At 64.1% G+C, this 19,993-nt stretch carries 24 protein-coding genes; 4 read left to right on the plus strand and 20 right to left on the minus strand.

What is annotated here, in order from left to right:
- Nucleotides 1-53: 53 nt before the first annotated feature.
- The 3 genes from AC27E8_RS10100 to AC27E8_RS10110 form a co-directional block, all read right to left on the minus strand.
- A complete protein-coding gene (locus tag AC27E8_RS10100) occupies nt 54-680 on the minus strand; it encodes a TIGR01440 family protein (RefSeq protein ID WP_487099111.1) in 627 nt (208 codons plus the stop codon).
- Nucleotides 655-1,176 (minus strand): low molecular weight protein arginine phosphatase, encoded by a 522-nt coding sequence (locus AC27E8_RS10105; protein WP_487099110.1) that lies wholly within the window; start codon nt 1,174-1,176, stop codon nt 655-657. The genes AC27E8_RS10100 and AC27E8_RS10105 overlap by 26 nt, the downstream gene beginning before the upstream one ends.
- Before the next feature lie 104 nt (nt 1,177-1,280).
- A complete protein-coding gene (locus AC27E8_RS10110) occupies nt 1,281-1,835 on the minus strand; it encodes a manganese efflux pump MntP (RefSeq protein ID WP_487099109.1) in 555 nt (184 codons plus the stop codon).
- Nucleotides 1,836-1,990: 155 nt separating this feature from the next.
- Here AC27E8_RS10110 and AC27E8_RS10115 point away from each other — a divergent pair, with 155 nt between their 5' ends.
- Complete coding sequence (locus AC27E8_RS10115; RefSeq protein WP_487099108.1) at nt 1,991-2,761, plus strand: NlpC/P60 family protein; 771 nt, start codon at nt 1,991-1,993, stop codon at nt 2,759-2,761.
- A gap of 2 nt (nt 2,762-2,763) precedes the next feature.
- Here the strand turns inward: AC27E8_RS10115 and AC27E8_RS10120 are convergent, their stop codons facing one another.
- Nucleotides 2,764-3,537 (minus strand): YoaK family protein, encoded by a 774-nt coding sequence (locus AC27E8_RS10120; RefSeq protein ID WP_487099107.1) that lies wholly within the window; start codon nt 3,535-3,537, stop codon nt 2,764-2,766.
- 153 nt (nt 3,538-3,690) lie between these two features.
- Here AC27E8_RS10120 and AC27E8_RS10125 point away from each other — a divergent pair, with 153 nt between their 5' ends.
- A complete protein-coding gene (locus AC27E8_RS10125; protein WP_487099106.1) occupies nt 3,691-4,545 on the plus strand; it encodes a hypothetical protein in 855 nt (284 codons plus the stop codon).
- A gap of 163 nt (nt 4,546-4,708) precedes the next feature.
- Here the strand turns inward: AC27E8_RS10125 and AC27E8_RS10130 are convergent, their stop codons facing one another.
- The 6 genes from AC27E8_RS10130 to rpmE form a co-directional block, all read right to left on the minus strand.
- Nucleotides 4,709-4,876 (minus strand): hypothetical protein, encoded by a 168-nt coding sequence (locus tag AC27E8_RS10130; RefSeq protein WP_230087762.1) that lies wholly within the window; start codon nt 4,874-4,876, stop codon nt 4,709-4,711.
- Between the two features lie 165 nt (nt 4,877-5,041).
- Complete coding sequence (locus AC27E8_RS10135; RefSeq protein WP_487099105.1) at nt 5,042-6,124, minus strand: L-threonylcarbamoyladenylate synthase; 1,083 nt, start codon at nt 6,122-6,124, stop codon at nt 5,042-5,044.
- A 22-nt stretch (nt 6,125-6,146) separates the two neighbouring features.
- Nucleotides 6,147-6,842 (minus strand): stage II sporulation protein R, encoded by a 696-nt coding sequence (gene spoIIR, locus AC27E8_RS10140; protein WP_487099104.1) that lies wholly within the window; start codon nt 6,840-6,842, stop codon nt 6,147-6,149.
- A gap of 76 nt (nt 6,843-6,918) precedes the next feature.
- A complete protein-coding gene (gene prmC, locus AC27E8_RS10145) occupies nt 6,919-7,866 on the minus strand; it encodes a peptide chain release factor N(5)-glutamine methyltransferase (RefSeq protein WP_487099103.1) in 948 nt (315 codons plus the stop codon).
- The gene (gene prfA, locus AC27E8_RS10150; RefSeq protein WP_487099102.1) at nt 7,863-8,933 is read right to left on the minus strand and encodes a peptide chain release factor 1; all 1,071 of its coding nucleotides are present in this window, start codon (nt 8,931-8,933) and stop codon (nt 7,863-7,865) included. The genes prmC and prfA overlap by 4 nt, the downstream gene beginning before the upstream one ends.
- Before the next feature lie 146 nt (nt 8,934-9,079).
- The gene (gene rpmE, locus AC27E8_RS10155) at nt 9,080-9,295 is read right to left on the minus strand and encodes a 50S ribosomal protein L31 (RefSeq protein ID WP_008338223.1); all 216 of its coding nucleotides are present in this window, start codon (nt 9,293-9,295) and stop codon (nt 9,080-9,082) included.
- Between the two features lie 247 nt (nt 9,296-9,542).
- On the opposite strand from rpmE, the gene AC27E8_RS10160 reads away from it, so the two are divergent.
- The gene (locus tag AC27E8_RS10160) at nt 9,543-9,758 is read left to right on the plus strand and encodes a hypothetical protein (protein WP_487099101.1); all 216 of its coding nucleotides are present in this window, start codon (nt 9,543-9,545) and stop codon (nt 9,756-9,758) included.
- A gap of 118 nt (nt 9,759-9,876) precedes the next feature.
- Here AC27E8_RS10160 and rho read toward each other — a convergent pair whose 3' ends face one another.
- From rho to pxpB, 9 genes are all read right to left on the minus strand, one after another.
- Complete coding sequence (gene rho / locus AC27E8_RS10165; RefSeq protein ID WP_487099100.1) at nt 9,877-11,181, minus strand: transcription termination factor Rho; 1,305 nt, start codon at nt 11,179-11,181, stop codon at nt 9,877-9,879.
- Between the two features lie 383 nt (nt 11,182-11,564).
- Nucleotides 11,565-12,212, minus strand: coding sequence for a fructose-6-phosphate aldolase (gene fsa, locus AC27E8_RS10170; RefSeq protein ID WP_487099099.1), 648 nt, complete (start codon nt 12,210-12,212; stop codon nt 11,565-11,567).
- A gap of 161 nt (nt 12,213-12,373) precedes the next feature.
- Entirely contained in the window at nt 12,374-12,751 is a 378-nt protein-coding gene (locus tag AC27E8_RS10175) for a response regulator (protein ID WP_487099098.1), read from the minus strand.
- Between the two features lie 83 nt (nt 12,752-12,834).
- A complete protein-coding gene (pyrG, locus tag AC27E8_RS10180) occupies nt 12,835-14,451 on the minus strand; it encodes a CTP synthase (RefSeq protein ID WP_487099097.1) in 1,617 nt (538 codons plus the stop codon).
- A gap of 90 nt (nt 14,452-14,541) precedes the next feature.
- Nucleotides 14,542-15,075: a DNA-directed RNA polymerase subunit delta gene (rpoE, locus tag AC27E8_RS10185; RefSeq protein WP_487099096.1), complete on the minus strand. Its 534-nt coding sequence runs from the start codon at nt 15,073-15,075 to the stop codon at nt 14,542-14,544.
- 258 nt (nt 15,076-15,333) lie between these two features.
- A complete protein-coding gene (locus AC27E8_RS10190; RefSeq protein ID WP_487099095.1) occupies nt 15,334-16,119 on the minus strand; it encodes an enoyl-CoA hydratase/isomerase family protein in 786 nt (261 codons plus the stop codon).
- A gap of 37 nt (nt 16,120-16,156) precedes the next feature.
- On the minus strand, nt 16,157-16,912 hold the full coding sequence (locus tag AC27E8_RS10195; RefSeq protein WP_487099094.1) for a LamB/YcsF family protein: 756 nt from the start codon (nt 16,910-16,912) through the stop codon (nt 16,157-16,159).
- A gap of 2 nt (nt 16,913-16,914) precedes the next feature.
- Nucleotides 16,915-17,952: a 5-oxoprolinase subunit C family protein gene (locus AC27E8_RS10200; protein ID WP_487099093.1), complete on the minus strand. Its 1,038-nt coding sequence runs from the start codon at nt 17,950-17,952 to the stop codon at nt 16,915-16,917.
- On the minus strand, nt 17,927-18,646 hold the full coding sequence (gene pxpB, locus AC27E8_RS10205; RefSeq protein WP_487099092.1) for a 5-oxoprolinase subunit PxpB: 720 nt from the start codon (nt 18,644-18,646) through the stop codon (nt 17,927-17,929). Before pxpB ends, AC27E8_RS10200 begins: the two co-directional genes overlap by 26 nt.
- A gap of 84 nt (nt 18,647-18,730) precedes the next feature.
- On the opposite strand from pxpB, the gene AC27E8_RS10210 reads away from it, so the two are divergent.
- On the plus strand, nt 18,731-19,564 hold the full coding sequence (locus AC27E8_RS10210; RefSeq protein ID WP_487099091.1) for a glycosyltransferase family 2 protein: 834 nt from the start codon (nt 18,731-18,733) through the stop codon (nt 19,562-19,564).
- On the opposite strand, the gene AC27E8_RS10215 is transcribed toward AC27E8_RS10210, so the two are convergent.
- Nucleotides 19,543-19,992, minus strand: coding sequence for a YwiB family protein (locus AC27E8_RS10215; RefSeq protein WP_487099090.1), 450 nt, complete (start codon nt 19,990-19,992; stop codon nt 19,543-19,545). The genes AC27E8_RS10210 and AC27E8_RS10215 overlap by 22 nt on opposite strands.
- Nucleotide 19,993 lies beyond the last annotated feature (1 nt).

Below are 19,993 nucleotides of genomic sequence, written 5' to 3' on the forward strand. Positions count from 1 at the left end.
AAGCCCTGAACGGCGCACGGGCGCGGGATGATGGGGCGAGACACGCGCTTGGCTCACGCGTCCCTTCGAGGCGGCGTGTCGGCGGACATCCGCCGGCGCGCCTCTTCGGGGTCGTACACCGCGCGGGCGCCGCCGACGAGGGGCGGGCGCGATCGCGCCATGACGACGTGCGCCCGGCCGATTTCGCGCAGGGGGCCTCGAACGGGCACCGCGACAGGCCGCAGATGCATCCCGATGAGCGTGTCGCCGATGTCGATCCCCGCATCCGCGGCCACGGAGCTCACCAGGCAAGCATCCTCCATCGCCCAATACGCCGCGGCGGCCGCGGCGCCACCCGCGCCAGGCACGGGGATAGCCGTGACTTCCTGGAAGCCGCGCGATCTCGCCACGGCCCTCTCCACGACGAGCGCGCGATTCAGGTGCTCACAGCACTGGAAGGCCACGTCGCACCCCGCTTCCCGGGCAAATGCAAGCACGACGTCCGCGATGGCCTGTCCGATGGCGACGGACGTGGCGCTTCCGATGCGCTCCCCTGCCACCTCGCTGGTCGATGCGCCCACCACCAGGAGCTTGCCCGGACCCAGGTTCGCGTCGCGCGCGAGGTGCGCCAGGAGCACCGGCAGGTCACGCCGGACCGACGCAATCGATTCGGCCTCAATCTCCCTGCTCGGAGGCCCCATCGCCACCCTCCCCCTTCTCCACCGCGCCGCCCGCTGCGTCTCGTACCAGGCGAGCAAACGCGCGTTGGACGAGATCGGCGAGATGTTCAGCGCACGCTTCGTATTCTTGCTCGCCACCGCCAAACGGGTCCACCACATCCTGCGACGCGTTCTCCGGCACCTCATGCGCGAACGCGTACAGCGTATGCACCTTCTCGGCGAGCTCGGGAAACACGTCCACCAACGCCTGCCTGTGCGATCGCGACATGGTGAGGACGAGATCGGCCTCACGCAGCATCTCCCGAGTCAGGCGCTTGGCGGCGTGACCCTCTGCAGGGACCTGCCGGCGTGCGAGGGCCTGCGCTGCATGCTCCGTCATGGGGGCACCTTCCATGGCCATCAGGCCTGCCGAATCGACGTTCCAGTCGAGCGCGTGCTCCTCGACGAGCTTACGCAAGAAGGCCGCAGCCATCGGACTGCGGCAAGTGTTTCCGGTACAGACGAAGAGAATCTGCATTGTTTCCTCCATGCTTTTGGCTTTGGTTTGCTTCTACGTTTGCCTTCAGTATAGGAGGTTCCTAGGGCGCTCGCAAATCGAACGACGCCGTCGGATGCTCTTGATTACACGAGCCACATCAGCCCACACAGGATGAGAATGGCGCTTCCCGCCATTTCGCCCACCCGGCCGATTGCCCGCCCGAACTGCCGGCCAATCAGGAGTCCCATCCCGCACATCAGGGTGCTTGCCACGCCGAACGCCAGGGCGGAGGTCACCCCGTACGCCACCGTCTTCAACCCAAGACCAAACCCGACCGAAAGGGCGTCCATGGAGACGCTGGCCGCGAAGGTCATGCGGGCCAACGCGTTTCCGAGCGGCCGCGGAGGGGGCTCCTCGGATGAACTCCACGTGTGATACGCCATGTGCAGTCCAAGCCCCAGCACCACCAACGCAGCGAACCAGCGCGCCACATGGCCCAGATAGTGGCCGACGAGATCGCCAAAGACGAGGCCGACGAGCGTGAGCATGACATGCCACACGCCGATGGTCAACGCCAGTTCGATCCCCTGCCTCCGCGTGATGGCACCGAGTCCCACCCCGATGCTCAGGGACAGCGCATCCATCCCGAGCGCCACAGCCATCATGGCGATCTCAATCGCCGCCTGCAGATTGGACAACGACGCCCCCTCCTTTACACCTCTCCATCTATATGCGCAGCCTGTCCGCGCCATGATGGAGGGCATAGGGAATTCCCCAAGGAGGAAATATATCCACAAACAACCACAAGGGTGGGATTGGGGTGCATCGCAGAGGGTGGGCCCTGGGGGCTGTGATGTTGGAACTTACGGCAGCGGTGAGTTTCGCACCCCCAGCTCAGGCGAATCCGGCGCTTTGGAGAATTGAGGAAACCATAGAGAACAGGCGCATGCATGAGGTCACCATCGTGGTCCGGCCCGATCCGAAGGCGGTCGGCGACAGCGCGATAGTCCTCACCCCGACTGCGGTGGAGAACTACATCCGAGCTCACCCGGCGCTGGAGGATTTTCAGCGCGCCGTGTGCAGAACCGAAGACGGCCGACAACTGCTCGCGACCGTATGGAGCCGCAATCGGCATATTGAGCCCGCGGTCGACAGCGAACGCGCCGAGATGGCCGTCGGCCCCTCGCTCTCCGAGACGCCTCCCGGCGTGGCGCTCGATCCGTCCGCGTCGGCGAGGCGCTCGGCCCCAGAGCCGCTCAAGGTGGCGGCCGTCCTGCAGGCCGCCGAGGAGCTCGTGGGCATGCCGCTCGCGTGGGGCGCGGATCCTACAACGGGCTTTTGCGATCCGGCCACGTTCATCGCAGCCGTGTACCGCCGCGCTCTCGGGTACCGCCTCCCCACCACGCTCGACGGCCTGTGGGAGGCGACAGGTGTGAGCGTCCCGGTGTGGGACGTGCGGCCGGGCGATCTCGTCCTCCTCGACCGCGGCGAGCTCGTCGGCATTTACTTGGGCGCGGACGAGATTGCCGCGTGCGATCCGTCCGCCGGCGAGGTCGTGCGCCTCTCCGTCGGCCCGGGGAGCGGCCTCACAGCCCGCATCGCAGACGTCCGCCGGCTGTTCTGAGCTTATCGCGAGCGATCCACGGCCGGTCGGCTCGCCTGCGAGCTCTCGGCCTTCGAGCGCGTCTGATACAGCCCCCACGCGATGGTCATCACCACGAGCCCGACGGGAATGGCCATTTCGTTGTAGCCGGCGTGCGCAATGACGAGGCTCGCGAGGCCGGCCCCCACGCCGTAAATCACCACAGCCAACACCCACATCCACACGAGCCACGGCTTGGTCGAATCGAAAGGCTCCGAACGGTCGCGCCGCGACGGCGCAAGCCCCATCAGTTTCCAGACCAGTGTCTCCATGAGCCCCGTCGTGGTGCTCGTGATGACCGTCGTCGTGATGCCATTGACGCCAACGCGGCGCGCCATCGAGCCCTGGGCCCCCATTCCGAACGCGAGGACAAACAAGAGCAGAGCGGTGTGGCGCGCCACGCCTGCGGGCCCCAGCGCGTCCGCGGCGATCCAGAACGCGACAAGCGCCGCGAGCTCAAGCCACAGCGCGTGCGTCACGATGCGGCTCCATGCGGACCGCTTCCGCTCACTTGCCGCCACAAAGCCGGATGCAGCGGCACCGCACGCAAATCCGACGAGGGCGACGAGGTAGTGCACAGCATGTCGAAAATCTCCCGCGGCGACTGCGATCCCGCCGAGCACCGTGTTGCCCGTCATGGCCGCGGTGAATACCTGACCGAGCCGCATGAAGCTCATGGCGTCCACGCAGCCCGAAACGGCCGTCAATACCAAAAGAAACACGCGAGCGGAGACGGCCGACATCTCTCGTCGCTCCAACCCCTATCTCCTCCCCAGGTCTCTTCGGAATGCATGCTTCTGGCGTATCTTCCTTCATCATACCACGACTCGGCGCACACAAATCTCTCGCAAAATTCGACCAGGTGCGCGATAATGTTGTCGACTCTGGATGACCAATGGAGCGGATAGGCCGTGAACAAGAGCCGATGGCCCAGACGGCGGGTGGCGAAGTGGATAGCGGGGGGTGCGGGATGCGCGGTTCTCGCAAGCTACGCGTGGTTCATGATCTTCGGGATGAACACGCGCTGGCAGGCGTACGCCCTGGCCGCCGCCCATCCTGCAGTTGGATTGAACGGGACAAGCGACGTAGGGTCGACGTCGCGAGGCTCAGGTCAAGGTACCTCTGCGTCGCCGGCGGGATCGAACGAGATTGTGCCGACCAACGAGCCTGCGTGGTCGCCGAATGAACAGGTGGCGACGGTCCAGAATCCGCTGACGATGCCTCCCAAAACGCAGGGTGTGAGCACTTCGTCGGGCGCGAGCGGAGGTAGCGGATGGAGGTCAGGTGGCACATGGGTTACATCCTCTCGCTCGACTTCAAGCAGTGAGACCCTGCCAGCGAGCCAAACCAACGCGAGTGGGGAAAGCGCATACGGTAACGGCGCAAGCGCGGGCCTTGGCGGCGAGCCCACAGGCGAACAGGGGAATACGAGTGTGACGTCCAATGGGACAAGCTTGAATTCGTCCATGGGAACAGGCGAGACGGGCGCGGGAATGGGCGGGAACCCAGTGGGCGGCAACGCGACTTCGCCCAGCGGGTCCAGCGGAAGCGCTCAGCCTCAGGCCGGCGGGCAATCCTCGCCCTCGAGCGGCAATGCTACCGGCGCGACGCCAGCGCCGCAGACGAACAGCACGTCAACGGGATCGAGCCCGGCGACCACGGAGTCGCCTCGCGCGAATCCGCCGAGTCCGGAAAACGCGACGCCAGGACCGTTTCCTTCCTCGGCGGTTGGCGGGCCCGGCGCCAACGACGCGACGGCGCACTGACGTGACGCGCACGGAGATGGCTTCTGCCGGTCTTTCGCGGCGGCGCAAACCATTCATCATGCAGCAAAAAACGAGAGGGGCTGTCCCCAGCGTGCCACGCACGAGGGACTGCCCCTCTTGTCCGATGTATGGGAAGCGCTGGCCGAATGGCAAGATTACCCGCTCACGCCGAAGTGCGCTGCCGATTGCGAGCAGCCGCTGCGGCGAGGAGCGCCTCGGCCTCGCGCGAATCCTCATGAACCATCCGATCCACCACGCGGTTGCCGATCAGAAGCGCCGCACCCACAACCAAAATCAGCGCCATGGTGATGATGAACAAAGCCAGCTCCATATTGCTCATCTCCCGCTTTTCATCGTTCTTCCCTGCTGACACCGCCATTATATCCGGCGCTCGCTGCGGCATCCGCAGATGAAAGCGGCTTCAGGAGACTTGTCGCACTTTGTTCGAATTGGCGCCGAAGTTTCGCCATACATCAGGATCATTTTGGAAGACGCACTAGCCAACCCATCGCACGCGGCCAGCCGACGCCTTGTACAGTCGATTCATGACGGCTGCCCCCACGCCGTGCGTCGGGTCCACGCCGTGGACGAGCACGTCGGTCGCCCCAGCGCGGTCGAAGGCGCGCAGCAGGCGGTACAAGTGGCGCGCGAGCTCCTCCGCATACGTGTCTGCGGGAAGGGCAGCCTGCCGCTCGTCCGCTAGCGCCCATCCAAAGCGCCGCACGAAGTCATCCGGCGCGATGAGCGCCGGCACCATCAGGTCGTCATCCTGCACGGCCTCGAGCAAAAAGGCGCGCATGGCCTCATCGATGGCCTCCGGCTCCCCCCACCACACGTGAACTCGGGCATCCGGCGCGTAGTGGCGGTACTTCATGCCGGGCGCCAGAGGCGCAGCCGCCACGTCAAACACGTCGGCCGCGTACAGCACCGGCCGATCGATCACGCTCGCAATCATCTCCTGCGTCACGCCGCCCGGCCGGAGAATGCGCGCGCAGTCCGGCTCGAGCAGCAGCACCGTCGACTCCACGCCGATAGGGCACGGCCCGCCGTCGACGAGCCAGTCCATCCGTTCGCCGAGATCGGCCGCCACATCGTCGGCCGTCGTGGGGCTCGGCCTGCCGGACCGGTTGGCGCTCGGCGCCGCCACCGGAACGCCCGCCTCGGCAATCAGCGCCCGAGCCACGGGATGATCCGGCATCCGCACTCCGACGAGCGGCTGACCCGGGTGAACGGATGGCGCGAGCCTTGTTCCGGCCGGCAAGAGCAGCGTGAGCGGCCCAGGCCAAAATGCGCGCATGAGGCGCACCGCATCCTCATGCAAGGGCTGGTTCTCGTCGATCACGTCCCGAAGCTGATGGTCCTCCGCGATGTGCACAATCAGCGGATTGTCGCGCGGCCGCTCCTTGGCGGCAAAAATGCGCCTCACCGCATCCTCCTGAAGTGCGTTGGCGCCGAGGCCGTACACCGTTTCGGTGGGAAACGCCACAAGCCCGCCGCGTCGAAGAGACTGGGCGGGCTCCTTCAACAGCTCGCGCAGTTGCGCTTCCTGGCGTATCCCAGCCACCGTCAATCGTTGCATTCCATTCCTCTCCTCATGTTCCTCAGTGAAAGCGCGCCGCAATCGCGCGAATCCATTCTTCGGCGTGATCGAGCGTCCAAAGCCGCACCTGAACCTTCTGGGTCTGTCCGTCGCCCGTCGGGATGGACAGGGTCTCGAGCGGCGGCAGATCGGGAAATCCTCCGGTGTTGGGCACGGCATCGCCTTCCGTGATGTCAATGAAGCAAAGCGGCGGGTACAGGACGCACCACCAGTTGGCGCCCTGGCCTCGACCAAGCACGATGCGCAGCGCCTCGTACTCGCCCGCGGGATACACGAGGTTGCCGTACACCTTCGTCGGAAACGGCACCCGCGCTACTTCCACCTGGACCGGCTCGTCCACGTGCCACGCCGCCTCCACCGCCTGCGCCGTGGCGCGAATCTGCGGCACGTGCGCCTCCACGATGGCCCGCGCCTGCGCTTCGGAGTGGGCGCCCTGCAGCCAACGGCCTACCTGTTCGATCACGGCGTTGCGCACCGCGAGTTTCAACGCCTGATCCCGCGGGCTGTCGCTGTTCGCGATGATGCGAAGCCGCAGTGCATCCTCCGGAATCGCCGGCGCGTGAGGCGCCGCGATGCTCGCGAGCACGTCGCCGTCGCCCGCACCGCGCACGTTGGCGTGCGCCATGGCCGCTCTCGACAGCGCCACGCCGAACAAGATGGCTGTGACGAATCCCGCAAACCGCTTCGCAAACCCCATCGTCCATCCCTCCTGCCGTTCTGGCAGTCAGTATGGACGGGAGTCGCGAATCTTAAACCACTAGCGGCGCGCTGCGCTAGATTGAGAGATTGTCCGGCTCCGGGGGAGATCCGGGTTCGCGCGTCACGGCAATGACGCGATCGACCCCCCGCAGGTCTTTCACCTTGCGCACGCGAAAACCGCGTTCCTTCCACGGCGCAAACAGGCGAGCCACCTCATCGGCCTGGTTGTGGCCCACCTCGAGGAATACGCCGGCACGGCCGCGGGCCAGCACGTACGGCGGCAATGCCGCCATCCGCCGGTAGAACTGCAGCCCGTCCTCGCCGCCATCCAAGGCGAGCCGCGGTTCATAGTCGCGCACGGACGGTTCCAACTGGTCGATCTCGCCCGTGGGAATATATGGAGGATTGCTGACAATGGCGTGCCACGGCCGCCCGCGTTGGGCCCTTTCAATCAGCCACTCGATGCCGTCCGCCGCCGCCCAATCGACCACGGCGCCGAACCGCTCGGCGTTGCGGCGGGCCACCGCAAGCGCGTCCATGGAAAGATCCACGGCCGTGACCGACACGCCCGGACACGCGAGCGCGATGGAGACGGCTATGCACCCGGACCCCGTCCCGACGTCGATGACCCGCGTGCCGCTAGGCATGCGCTTCAGAAAACGAATGGCCTCCTCCACCAGCACCTCGGTGTCAGGGCGCGGAATCAGGCAATCCGGCCCGACTTCGAACGTCCGGCCGTAAAAATCCTGTTTCCCGAGAACGTACGCAAGCGGCTCCCCTTGGACCCGCAGGGCAGCAAGCCGCGCGGCACGTTCCGCAACCTCGTCGGGCACCTCGTCGCCAAGCGACTGAAGGAGCTTCACACGATCCCAGCCGAGCGCGTGCGCCACAATCTGCTCCGCCTCGCGTTCCGCGAGCCGCTTGCGCTCGTCGAGCGGCAACGCTCGGTACGCCGGTGACTGGGGAAGTTGTTCCGCGATTGCCTTCAACAATCTTGCAACAAAATATTTGGCCTCGCTCATGCTTCCCTGACCCTCAGCATCTCCGCCTGACTCTCGACGATGAGCGCCTGGATGATCTCATCCAGCTCACCGTCCAAGACGGCGTCAAGTTTGTGTAGCGTCAAGCCAATGCGATGATCCGTCACTCGGCTTTGCGGAAAGTTGTAGGTGCGTATCCGCTCGCTGCGGTCACCCGTGCCCACCTGGAGGCGCCGCTTGGCCGCAAGCTCCTCCTGTTGTTCGCGCTGAGCCTTCTCGTACAGGCGCGCGCGCAGCACCCGCATCGCTTTTTCTTTATTCTTCAATTGCGACTTCTCGTCCTGACAAGACACCACAATTCCCGTCGGAAGATGCGTAATGCGTACGGCGGACTGCGTGGTGTTTACGCTCTGCCCACCTGGTCCCGTCGAGCAAAAGGTGTCAATGCGGAGGTCCTTTTCGTGGATCTCCACCTCGACCTCCTCGACTTCCGGGAGAACCGCGACGGTCGCCGTCGACGTGTGGATTCGGCCACCCGACTCCGTGACCGGCACGCGCTGCACGCGGTGCGTTCCGCTCTCAAACTTCAGCTTGGCATACGCGCCCTTGCCGTGCACGGCCATCACGACTTCGCGGAATCCACCCATGTCCGTGTAGCTGGCGTCGATGATCTCGGTCTTCCAGCCGTGTTTCTCGGCGTAGCGCTGATACATGCGTAAAAGCTCGGCGGCAAAGAGCGCAGCCTCCTCGCCTCCGGCCGCAGCGCGAATTTCCACGAACACGTCCTTGTCGTCGTTCGGATCTTTGGGGAGGAGGAGAATCTTAAGCCGGTGCTCCAGGCCCTCCCGCCGACGCTGCAGTTCCGCCAGTTCAGCCCGGACGAACTCGCGCATGTCGTCGTCGAGCTTATCCTGCAACATCGCCTTGGCCTCGTCGATGTTCTGAGAGACCTGCTTCCACTCGCGGTACACCTCGACCGTCTCCGCCAGCTCCGCCTGTTCCTTGGCGTATAACCGGAGCTTATCTGGATCCGATGCCACATCCGGCCTGCAGAGCAGCTGGCTCAGGTGTTCGTACCGCTCTTCCATGCTTGCCAAACGTTCGAACATCGACGCACCTCCCTCCAACCCCCAGCTGTTTCCCCTCTCTCAGAGGAGCCGGCCGGGAGAACGCCATGAACAGAAAAAGCCAAAGCAGGCCCACCCGCCTCCCATCGCGGCCGGTGAGCCAACCATGGCTTGAGTCCCCTTTGCGCTCAGCGCTCGCCCTGAGCCTGAAGCCCATACTTGCGGTTGAACCGGTCGACGCGGCCGCCCGAATCGACCAACTTCTGCTTACCGGTGAAGAATGGGTGGCACTTCGAGCAGATTTCGACGCGGATAGACTCCTTCGTCGATCCGGTTTCGAACGTCTCTCCGCAAGCGCACGTCACCGTGACTGTATGGTAGGGCGGATGAATGTCCGGCTTCATGGTTTCACCCCTATCTGCTTAAACACACTGCCGATGATTATAACAAATGGCTTCCCAATTGTCACGCACCATTCGCAGCCATACGACGCCTCGTCGGCGGGGCCTTCTTTACAAGATCATATCACATCCGTACGCGTGTGCATTGCGGCACACGGGCGGAAGCTTGTACGCTCAAAGTGCGCGCGAGATCCAAGAGCTCTTGGATGATCAAGAAAACGAGATGTTATGAAATGAACACCGGGAAAGGATGGTATTTGTGAACACATCGCGATGGATGGGTCTCATCTTGGCCGTGACCGCCGCCACCGCAGGTTCCGGCAGCTTGGTCTGGGCCAGCACCGCGTTTGCCAACACGGTTCCTCATCCGCATCACGCTTCGGCGCAGGCCACGGCCTCCGCATCGCCCTCGTCCAACCAGCCGAGCTTTGTCTTTCTTCCCCCTTGGCCGGACGAATGGGAGTAAGGTCCTCGGATGGCGAGGCAGCGTCACGCGGCTTTGCATCATTGCGGCCGCACAACCTTGCACGGCGAAACCCAAGCCCCTCCCCCGTCTCGGTCGGAGGGGTTTTGCGCTTACGCGCTCACGTCTCGCTCGCGACAGGTTGCGCCGCGGGCTTCTCTGAACTCGATGCGGGCTTTCGCTCGACCCGGTTGAGGCTCAGGCTGTCGAGAAACTCCTTGTTCGTCTTATAATGCCGGAACTTGCGCAGGAACATCTCGGTGAAGTCCTGGTTATCGCCCATGGATTTGCGAATCGCCCACACCTTTTCAAGCTCTTCCTTGGGCATCAGCGCCTCCTCTCGGCGCGTCCCAGAACGGCGAATGTCAATGGAGGGAAACACACGTTTCTCGGCAAGCCTGCGGTCGAGGTGCAATTCCATGTTGCCCGTGCCCTTGAACTCCTCGTAGATCACGTCGTCCATGCGCGAGCCCGTATCGATGAGCGCCGTAGCGAGGATGGTCAGACTTCCGCCCTCCTCGACATTGCGCGCCGCTCCGAAGAAACGCTTCGGGCGGTGAAATGCGGCCGGATCGATTCCACCGGAAAGCGTGCGGCCGGACGGGGGAACCACGAGGTTGTAAGCGCGCGTGAGCCGCGTCAGGCTGTCGAGAAGGATGACCACGTCCTGCTTGTGCTCGACAAGGCGCAGCGCCCGTTCCAGCACCAACTCGGATACCTTGATGTGATTCTCGGGCACCTCGTCAAACGTGGACGCAATCACCTCTCCCTTGACCGAGCGCTGCATGTCGGTGACCTCTTCGGGGCGCTCGTCGATGAGCAGGACAAACAGATGTACATCGGGATAATTGGTGGCAATGCTGTGGGCAATCTCCTTCAAGAGTACCGTCTTGCCCGCCTTGGGAGGCGCCACAATCATACCGCGCTGCCCGAAGCCGATGGGCGCAAACAGGTCGATGAGGCGCGTGGCCAAGTTTTCAGGTGTGGTCTCAAGCACGATGCGTTTGGAAGGAAAGAGCGGAGTGAGCGCTGCGAAGTGAAGCCGTTCAGCAGCTACCTCGGGACTGTAGCCGTTCACCGCCTCGACATGCAAGAGGCCGAAGTACCGCTCGTTCTCCTTGGGCGGTCGGACTTTGCCGCTGACGAGATCGCCCGTACGGAGATCGAACCGCCGAATCTGCGATGCCGCGACGTAGATGTCCTCCTGACTCGGCAGATACCCCACGGGCCGGAGAAATCCGTACCCTTCCGGCATGATTTCGAGCACGCCTTCGGCGAACATCAGGCCGTCCCGCTCGGCCTGGGCTTTGAGAATGGCAAAAATCAGCTCTTTCTTTTTCATCGATCCGTAGTGCGGGATCTGAAATTCTCGAGCATATTTGTATAGCTCTGTTAATTTCTTTTCTTCAAGTTCTCGAATGTCCAAGCATCGTCCCTCACATTCGTGTCCCGGCGGCACACGCCGCGCCCGGGTAAATTCAGACGGCCTGAGGCGGGCTGCGTCATTCTATGCGCCTTGCGTCGTCGCGGCTTGTTCTCACACCACTCGGGGACCCAGATCACAGTCTAGAAAGAGGCAGTTCAGCACAGTACGTGCCATCCAGGTGAAGGCCATTGGAGTCTTCAATGCGAGGAGAAGCGCTGCGCGCGAGGAGCGCGGAGAAGCGAATCCAACGGCTCAACCGGACGTTGTTGCGGCTATTCGTAGTATAAACACGCCCTTGAGATTCTACAAGGGCGAGTGTTGTCGAAATGAAGGCGGTTCGAAGGAAAACGAGCCAGGGCCGGCAGTCCAGCCCTGGCCGCCGCTCACTTCTGGCTCATCTTATTCCAGTCGGCCAAAAACCGTTCGATGCCGCGATCCGTCAGCGGATGCTTGATCATCTGGTCCAACACGCTAAACGGACACGTCGCGATGTGCGCGCCCGCCTTGGCCGCCGCGGTCACGTGCATCGGATGGCGAATGCTGGCCGCAATGATCTCCGTTTCGATGCCATGGATGTCGAAAATCTGCGCGATGTCCGCAATCAGTTCGACGCCATCCATGCTGATATCGTCCAAGCGACCGATGAAGGGGCTGACGAACGACGCGCCGGCGCGCGCGGCGAGCAGCGCCTGGTTCGCGCTGAAAATCAGCGTCACGTTCGTCCGAATCCCTCGCTTCGCGAGCTGATGGACCGCCTTGAGGCCTTCCGCGGTCATCGGGATCTTGATGACGATGTTGGGGTGAATCTCCGAGAGAGGCAGCGCCTCCTTCACCATGCCATCGGCGTCCAGGCTCACCACCTCGGCGCTGATAGGCCCATCGACGATCTCGACAATTTCCTTCAGCACCTGAACGAAGTCGCGGCCCTCTTTGGCCACCAGGCTCGGGTTGGTCGTGACGCCGCTCAGAATCCCCATGTCCGCGGCCCGGCGAATTTCGTCGACATTGGCCGTATCGATGAACAGCTTCATGTTCCTCATCCTCTCCTGTCCCCAAAATCTCCGGTCCTCCGGTCGCCACCCTGTTTCTCTATGCTCGGCTCACCTGAGGGCTCGCGGGCGACCCGCGTACCACCTCTATGATACCATGCTTTCGGCGCGCAAACTCACGTTTCGCTCGGCTCGGGCATCCTTCACTCGGCCTGGGCGCGCGCCTCAAGGTGCTCACGCACCGCGCGCCGCAGCTCATCGATGTCAAACGGCTTGGTGAAGTGAGCCACCGCGCCCATCTCCATCGCCTCGTGAATCAGATCCAGTTCGCCGTACGCCGTCATCATGATGACCTTTGCGTCAACGCCCAGTTTGCGCAGATTCCTCAGGATTTCCAACCCATCCATCCCAGGTATCTTCATGTCCAAAAGGACGAGATCGGGCTGCTCACGTTCGACGATGCTGAGGGCGCTCGGCCCGTTCGAAGCCTGAAACACCTCGTAGCCTTCCCGCTGCAGGACTTCGTGCAGCAATACGCGGATCCCGAATTGATCGTCGACCACGAGCACCTTGTACGCCATGCCCCCACCTCTTCGCTAGCTCAACTCGTCTCGAGGATCTTCGCCGGACAGGATCGAAATTCCTGTCTCTTGACCGGGTAGGGTCAGGAATGAGCGCGATGGCGCCTGTAGTCAAGGCTCGCCGCCACGAAGTCTCGGAAGAGCGCATGCGCGCGGTTCGGCCTCGACTTGAACTCAGGGTGAAACTGCACGCCGACAAACCAGCGGTGCTCGGGAATCTCGACAATCTCGACGAGCCGGCCGTCCGGCGAAGTGCCCGTAATGGCCAAACCGTGCGCTTCCAATTGGTCCCGGAAGTCGTTGTTGAACTCGTAGCGGTGCCGATGGCGCTCGGAGATGAGATCCGAACCGTACGCCCGATGCGCGCGCGAACCCGGCTTCAGTCGGCACGGATACGCGCCGAGACGCATCGTGCCCCCCTTGTCCTCAATCTCCTTCTGCTCCGGCAGCAAATCGATCACGGGATAGGGCGTGCGCGGATCGATCTCGCTCGTGTGCGCGCCCGTGAGCCCGGCGACGTGCCGCGCGTACTCGATGACCGCAATCTGCATCCCGAGACAGATGCCGAAGTACGGGATGTTCCGCTCGCGAGCATAGCGACAGGCGACAATCTTGCCGTCGATGCCGCGATCGCCAAATCCACCCGGGACGAGAATACCGTCGACGCCGTCAAGCAGCTTGTCCACGTTCTCGTCAGTGACGTCCTCCGAATTGACCCAGCGGATGTGCACGCGGGCGTCGTTCTCGAAACCTCCATGCTGGAGCGCAGCCACGACGCTCGCGTACGCGTCCGGCAGGGCCACGTACTTGCCGACCACGGCGATCTCGACGTCTCGGTGCAGATTCTTGATCCGCTCCACCATGGCCTCCCACTCGCGCATGTCCGCGGGCGGGGCCGAGATGCCGAAGTGCCGGAGTACAATTTCGTCCAGCCCCTCGTCCCGCAGCCGGAGCGGCACCTCGTACAGCACCTCGGCGTCGCTCGCCTCAATCACGCTGTCCTCGTCCGTGTCGCAGAAGAGCGCAATCTTGCGCTTCACTTCCTGCGAGAGGGGAACTTCGGTGCGGCACACGATGATGTTGGGACTGATGCCGATGCTGCGCAGCGTCGCGACGCTGTGCTGCGTCGGTTTCGTCTTCACCTCGCTCGTCATCCGCAGGTACGGGATGAGCGTGACGTGGATGTACAGCACGTTGTTGCGCCCGACCTCGTTTTTCATCTCGCGGATGGCCTCAAGAAACGGCTGGCTCTCGATGTCGCCGACCGTGCCGCCGATTTCCGTGATGACAATGTCGGTGTCCGGCTTCGCGGCCTGCATCACGCGCTCCTTGATCTCGTTCGTCACGTGTGGAATGACCTGAACCGTCGCGCCGAGGTAGTCGCCGCGCCGCTCCTTTTGGATGACCGACCAATAAATCCGCCCGCTGGTGACGTTGTTGTCCTGGCTGAGATCGTTATCGATGAAGCGCTCGTAGTGGCCGAGATCGAGGTCCGTCTCCGCGCCGTCTTCGGTGACGAACACTTCCCCGTGCTGATAGGGGCTCATGGTCCCCGGATCGACGTTGATGTAGGGATCAAACTTCTGGATAGTGACGTTGAGCCCGCGGTTCTTCAAGAGGCGGCCCAAACTCGCGGCGGTGATGCCCTTACCAAGGCCGGACACCACGCCGCCCGTCACGAAGATGTACTTCGCCGTCATGACTCTGTCCTCCCTGCCAAACGCGCGACCTAAGCACACAAAAACCGCGTTCCGGAAGGTCCAGAACGCGTCTGAAAGGCGCGGAAGACTTTAGTCCTCCTCGTCTTCCTCGACTTCCTCGTCTTCGTCGAACAGCGGCGCATCGTCGTATTCGTCTTCTGGGAGGATCTCGTCCTCGTCTTCCACAACCTCGACGTCGTCGAAGTCGGGCTCCTCGTCTATCGCCTCGACCTCGTCGTAGTCGAGCTCGTCGTCCTCGAGGACGTCCTCCTCCTCGTACTCTTCTTCGTCGTCCTCCTCATCGCCAAACGCGTCGCCCGTCTTGCGGATGAACTTCTTCCCACCGGACAGGCGCTCGGCGTTGCGATCCGTCGGATACCAACGATTCAACCCCCACACATTGTGACCAATACAGACGAACCGGCCATCGACGTTGATCTCTGTGAATACCCGCGCAATGACCTCCGCCACCTGCTCGTCGGTCATGTGGCGAAGTTCCTGGATTTCCTTCATGATATCGCGGAAGTACATGGGCTCTTTTCGAGCTTTCAAGATCTCGTACACGAGCTCCACGAGAGGCATTTCCTGTATCTCGTGTTCCGTTCGTGCCAATGAGATGGCCATCTTGGAATCTTCCCTTCCAGCTCGGGATAGGCCGGTGGCCAACTTCGACCCATGAACACAGCTCGAATGACCGGCTTACATGTTATCTAAGTTTAGCACATGACGCAAAGAGTCCAAACGACATTTTTGCGGCATTGAAACCGCAAAAAGCGAAGGGCGCCAGTCGCGCATGTGCGCGACCAGCGCCGACCGACATGCTCAACCGAGTTGGCTCGTCGTGCTGGTGAGCCAGCTCACCATGCCTCCGACACGCACGGCTCAGTCCTCGTGGAACCTGGCCTGACGCTTCTCCTTGAACGCCGCCATCCCCTCGCGCGCGTCCCCCGAGGCAAAGCACAGGCCGAACTGCGCCGCCTCGTACGCCTGCGCGCGTGCCGAATCCTGCCCAAATCCGTGGTGAGCCGACCGCTTGATGGCCGCCATGGCGGCGCTCGACTGGCTCGCCAGTTTCCTCGCAAGTTCCATGCCCCTCGCCTGGAGCTCGTCAGGCGCTACCACTTCGTTCACGAGCCCGTACTCCAACGCCTTCTCGACCGGGATCCGCTCCCCGAGAAGCATCATCGAGAGCGCGCGCGCAAACCCGATGGCGCGCGGCAACCGATACGTCCCGCCGAAACTCGGGTTGACCCCGAGAGTCACCTCGGGCAGCCCGACGACGGCGCCCGCGGCCGCTATCCGAAAGTCGCACGCGAGCGCGAGCTCAAGTCCCCCGCCAAACGCCCCGCCGTGAATCAGCGCCACGACGGGAATGGGCAGCTGTTCGATGGCCTGGAACACGCGCTGCCCCAGGCGCGCCATGCTCTCCGCCTCCACGGCGCTCATGTGCTGCATCTGGCCGATGTCCGCGCCCGCGCAGAACACTCGGCCCTCGCCGCGAATGACGAGAACGCGGACGTCCTGGAGATCCAACATCGCTAGATGTGCGCCGATTTCGGACAACACTTCTCGGGAAAGCGCGTTCAAAGCCTGCGGGCGATTGAGCGTCAAAACCGCCACATGATCCTCCACGCGATACGTGGTAAACGTCTCTGTCAAATCCCTCACTCCATTCGTTTAAGCTGCGACTCGCGCACGAGCGGCATCACGCCGGCCGGATTTGAACGCCCGCGCCGGTCAACCGCTCGTGTAGCGCCTTGGCGAGTTCTACGGCGTGCGGGCCATCGCCGTGAAGGCAGACGGTGTCCGCCGCCACCTCGACCCACTCACCTGTCCGCGACCGAACACGCCCTTCGCGCACCATCGTCAGCACCTGCTCGCAGGCCTCGTCGAGATCGCGGATCACCGCGTCCGGGTGCCGTCTCGGCGTCAACTGGCCGTCCGCCTCGTACCGCCTGTCCGCGAACACTTCGCAACAGGCACGAAGCCCCACGGCCTCCGCCTGCGCCGCGAGCTCGCTGCGGTAGGGGGCGTACACTTTGAGCGACGGATCGAACTCGGCGACGGCCCGGCAGACGGCCCGCGCGGCGGCGCGATCCACCGCGGCGCGGTTGTAGAGGGCGCCGTGCGGCTTCACGTGGTGAAGGCGGACGCCCTGGGACCGGGCGAACGCGGCGAGCGCGCCCAGTTGATACAACACGAACGCGTAAATCTCGTCCTCGTCAAGCGCCATCTCCCGTCGACCGAACCCCTGCAGATCCGGGTAGCCCGGATGCGCGCCGACGGCCACGCCCCGCGCTTTGGCCAGGGCGACCGATCGCGCCATGACGACGGGATCGCCCGCATGCATGCCGCACGCGAGGTTCGCGGACGTCACATAGGCCAGAATTTCGCCGTCGTTCGCCAGGCGGTAAGCGCCGAAGTCCTCGCCGAGATCCGCGTTGAGATCCACACAAGCCACGCTCAGTCCCCTCCTTCGCTGCCCCACGCCTGCTGTGCCCGCTCCGCGACCAATCGGAGCCATATGCGCGCCAGTCGCTCCTGCACGCTCCGAAGCCTGAAGGCTTCCTCGAGACTCACTTCCACAAAGCGCACCGAACTTCCTGGTCGAAGATGCGCCAATTTGTCGAGGTCGGCCGAGATGACCGTCGCAAACTTGGGATAACCGCCCGTGGTCTGGCACTCCCGCATGAGCACAATGGGGAGGCCGTCCGGCGGCACCTGGACGCTGCCGGGCACGACGGGCTCGCTCGCGAGCTGACGGGTGGGCGCGCGAAGCGGCTCGCCGTGAAGCCTGAGCCCCATGCGATCCGACCGCGGCGCCACCCGCCACGTGCGGTCGAAGAAAGCCCGCCGCGCACCTTCGTCGAACCAATCCGCCTGCTCGCCGCGCAGCACGCGCAGGATGACGATCTCGTCCTCGATCTGATCCAGCCACCCGCCGACCTGGAACAGCGCGACGGCCGCGCGGGGAGAAATGGCGCGGAAACCCGCGGGCGGCGCGGCGGGTCCAGGCTGATAGGCCAACTCGTCTCCCGCAGCGAGGACCTTGCCAACGCCGTAGCGGGGCAGCGCGCTCCTGCTGCCGAGCGCCTCTTCCGCGAGAAAGCCGCCGCGGATGGCCAAATAGCCGCGAAAACCGCGCCGCACCTGTCGAATCTCGAGTGTCGCGCCGCCTCCGAGCCAGACCGGGCGCTGCACGGGCAATGGCTCGCCATCCACATACGCCAGGAAGTCCGCTCCACAGAGCGCCACGGCAGCGGGCGCCTCAAAGAGCAGCTTCGGCCCCGCGCCGGTCACCTCGAGCACCGCGACGTCCTCGCCATTTCCCACCAGACGGTTGGCCGCGCGGAACGACAACACGTCGAGTGCACCCCCAAGCGGCACACCCAGGTGGCGGTGATGCGGGCGCCCGCCGTCCTGTATGGTCGTAAATAGCCCCGGCGCCAACACGCGCACGCGCGCGATACCTGGCTCATGTGTACGCGCCAAAGCGGTCATGGTATTCCTCCTCCGTCACCGCTTGAAACCGCACCTCATCGCCCGGCGCAAGAAGGCTCGGCGAAGGACGGCGCACGTCGAACAGCGCGGCCGGCGTGCGGCCGATGATCTGCCACCCCCCAGGCGTCGCGAACGAATACACTCCTGTCTGAAAGCCCGCAATCCCGACCGATCCCCGTTCCACCCGGCTTCGGGGCGTCTCGCGGCGCGGCACGTGGAGCGGTTCCGGCAAGCCGATGAGATAGGCGAACCCCGGCGCAAAGCCGATCATGGCCACGCGGTAGACCGCCTCCTGGTGCAGCCGGATCACGTCCTGCGGCGAAAGTCCGGCGCGTTCAGCCACCTCGTCGAGGTCCGGGCCGGAGGGACCGCCGTAGACCACGGGCAGCGTGACGACAGCGCCCGGCCTCGTCGAAGCCACGGGCGCGCCCCCTAACCCCTGAATCGCGCGGCGGGCGCGCGCCAGCAAGTCTTCGGGTGCCACGTCCTCGAAGCGCGCGTAGACTGCGACGGATCGGTAGCCGATGGTGATGTCTTCAATTCCATCTGCGCCTTCGAGCTCTCGCAAAAGCGCCGCTCGCAACGAAAGCAACTTGTTGAGCGCCTCGCCCGTCTCGATAGGAACGTCCTCCGGCAGGCGCAGGAGAAGCGCCTGATCGCCCATGAACTCCAGTCGCACCTTGTCTTCGATCACGGCCGATTCCCACGCCTTCCGCGATGATTTACACTCATTGTATCGAATCTTCGCGTCATGTTCCGCGCAAAGGAGGGGTTCGCCATGTGCACCGGGGGAGAGCCGCGCGTGACGGTGGTGCTCGCCGTGTACAACCGTGCGCGCGAACTGCCGCTGGCCATCGCCAGCGTGTTCGCCCAGACCGTGCCGGCGTGGGAATTGCTCGTGGTCGACGATGGCTCGGCGGACGACTCGCTCGCGATTGCCCGGCGCTACCTTTGGGACCCTCGCGTGCGCGTGCTGGCGCTCGGCGAAAACGTGGGGCTGGGCAACGCGCTGCAGGCGGCCCTGCCGCACGTGCGTACGCCGTACTTCGTGACTCTAGACAGCGACGACTGGCTCGCGCCGACGGCCCTCGCCGACTTGATGGCCGCCATGGACGCAGGACCCGAAGATGCGGTGCTGGCGTCGGCCAACGCACAGCACTGGCGAGAGGACCGCGGCCGCCTGGTGCGCGATCACGTCCTGCGCGGACGTCCATTTTCGGACAAGTTCGACTTCTTTCGCTACGGGCCGTATCTCGTTCCGCGCTTTTACCGCACGGAGGCCGTCCTGCGCGTCGGAGGTTTTGAGCGCGACCCGCACGGCCAAGGCCGCTTCTACGAGGACAAGCTCATCCTGCTCAAGCTCGCCGCCATCGGCCAATTCCTGCACGTGGATCGCGTGCTGTACCACGTCCGCCTGCACGCGGCGAATCTCACGCGGCCCGAGGAGCGGGCGCGACTCAACGCCATCAAGAAGGCGATGTACGAGCGGATGATGCGCGAGTGGGGAGACCCGTACGAGATTGTGTGGGCAACGCATCCGGAGGGATGGCTGGACGTGGCCGATCTCGTCCCTCGCACGTCCGCCAGCGCTCAAGATCGGCGGACCCACTGAAAGACGAGATCGACCGACTGCTCCACGCGGTCTGCGTAGATCAGGTCGAACAACACGTGCGCGCGGCCGCCTGCCTCGCCCACGGACACCTCGACGGACCGCGTCTCGGCGCGGACCGGCAGCTCCTTCCCGTAGGCGCGAAGGACGAGATCCTGCGATTTGCCGGCGGCGAAGACCTGCGTGAGCGAGACCTCGCCGCGGCGCACCATAAGGACGCGATGGCGCTCCATGCGCACGGCGTACGTCGCCTCGCCGTCCTGGAACGAGAGAAGGTGGCCGCCCTTGGTCTGAAGCCAACGGGCGTCCTTTGCCTCGCCGCGGGTGGTCTGATACCGCGCCCGCCCGCCTTCATTCATGCGCGCGCGCCGGCGCCAGGTGACGTGGCAGGCCCAGGACACGCCTTCCTGCGGTTCCAACCAAGCGCTCACG

Source organism: Alicyclobacillus sp. CIJ1 (assembly GCF_057538885.1).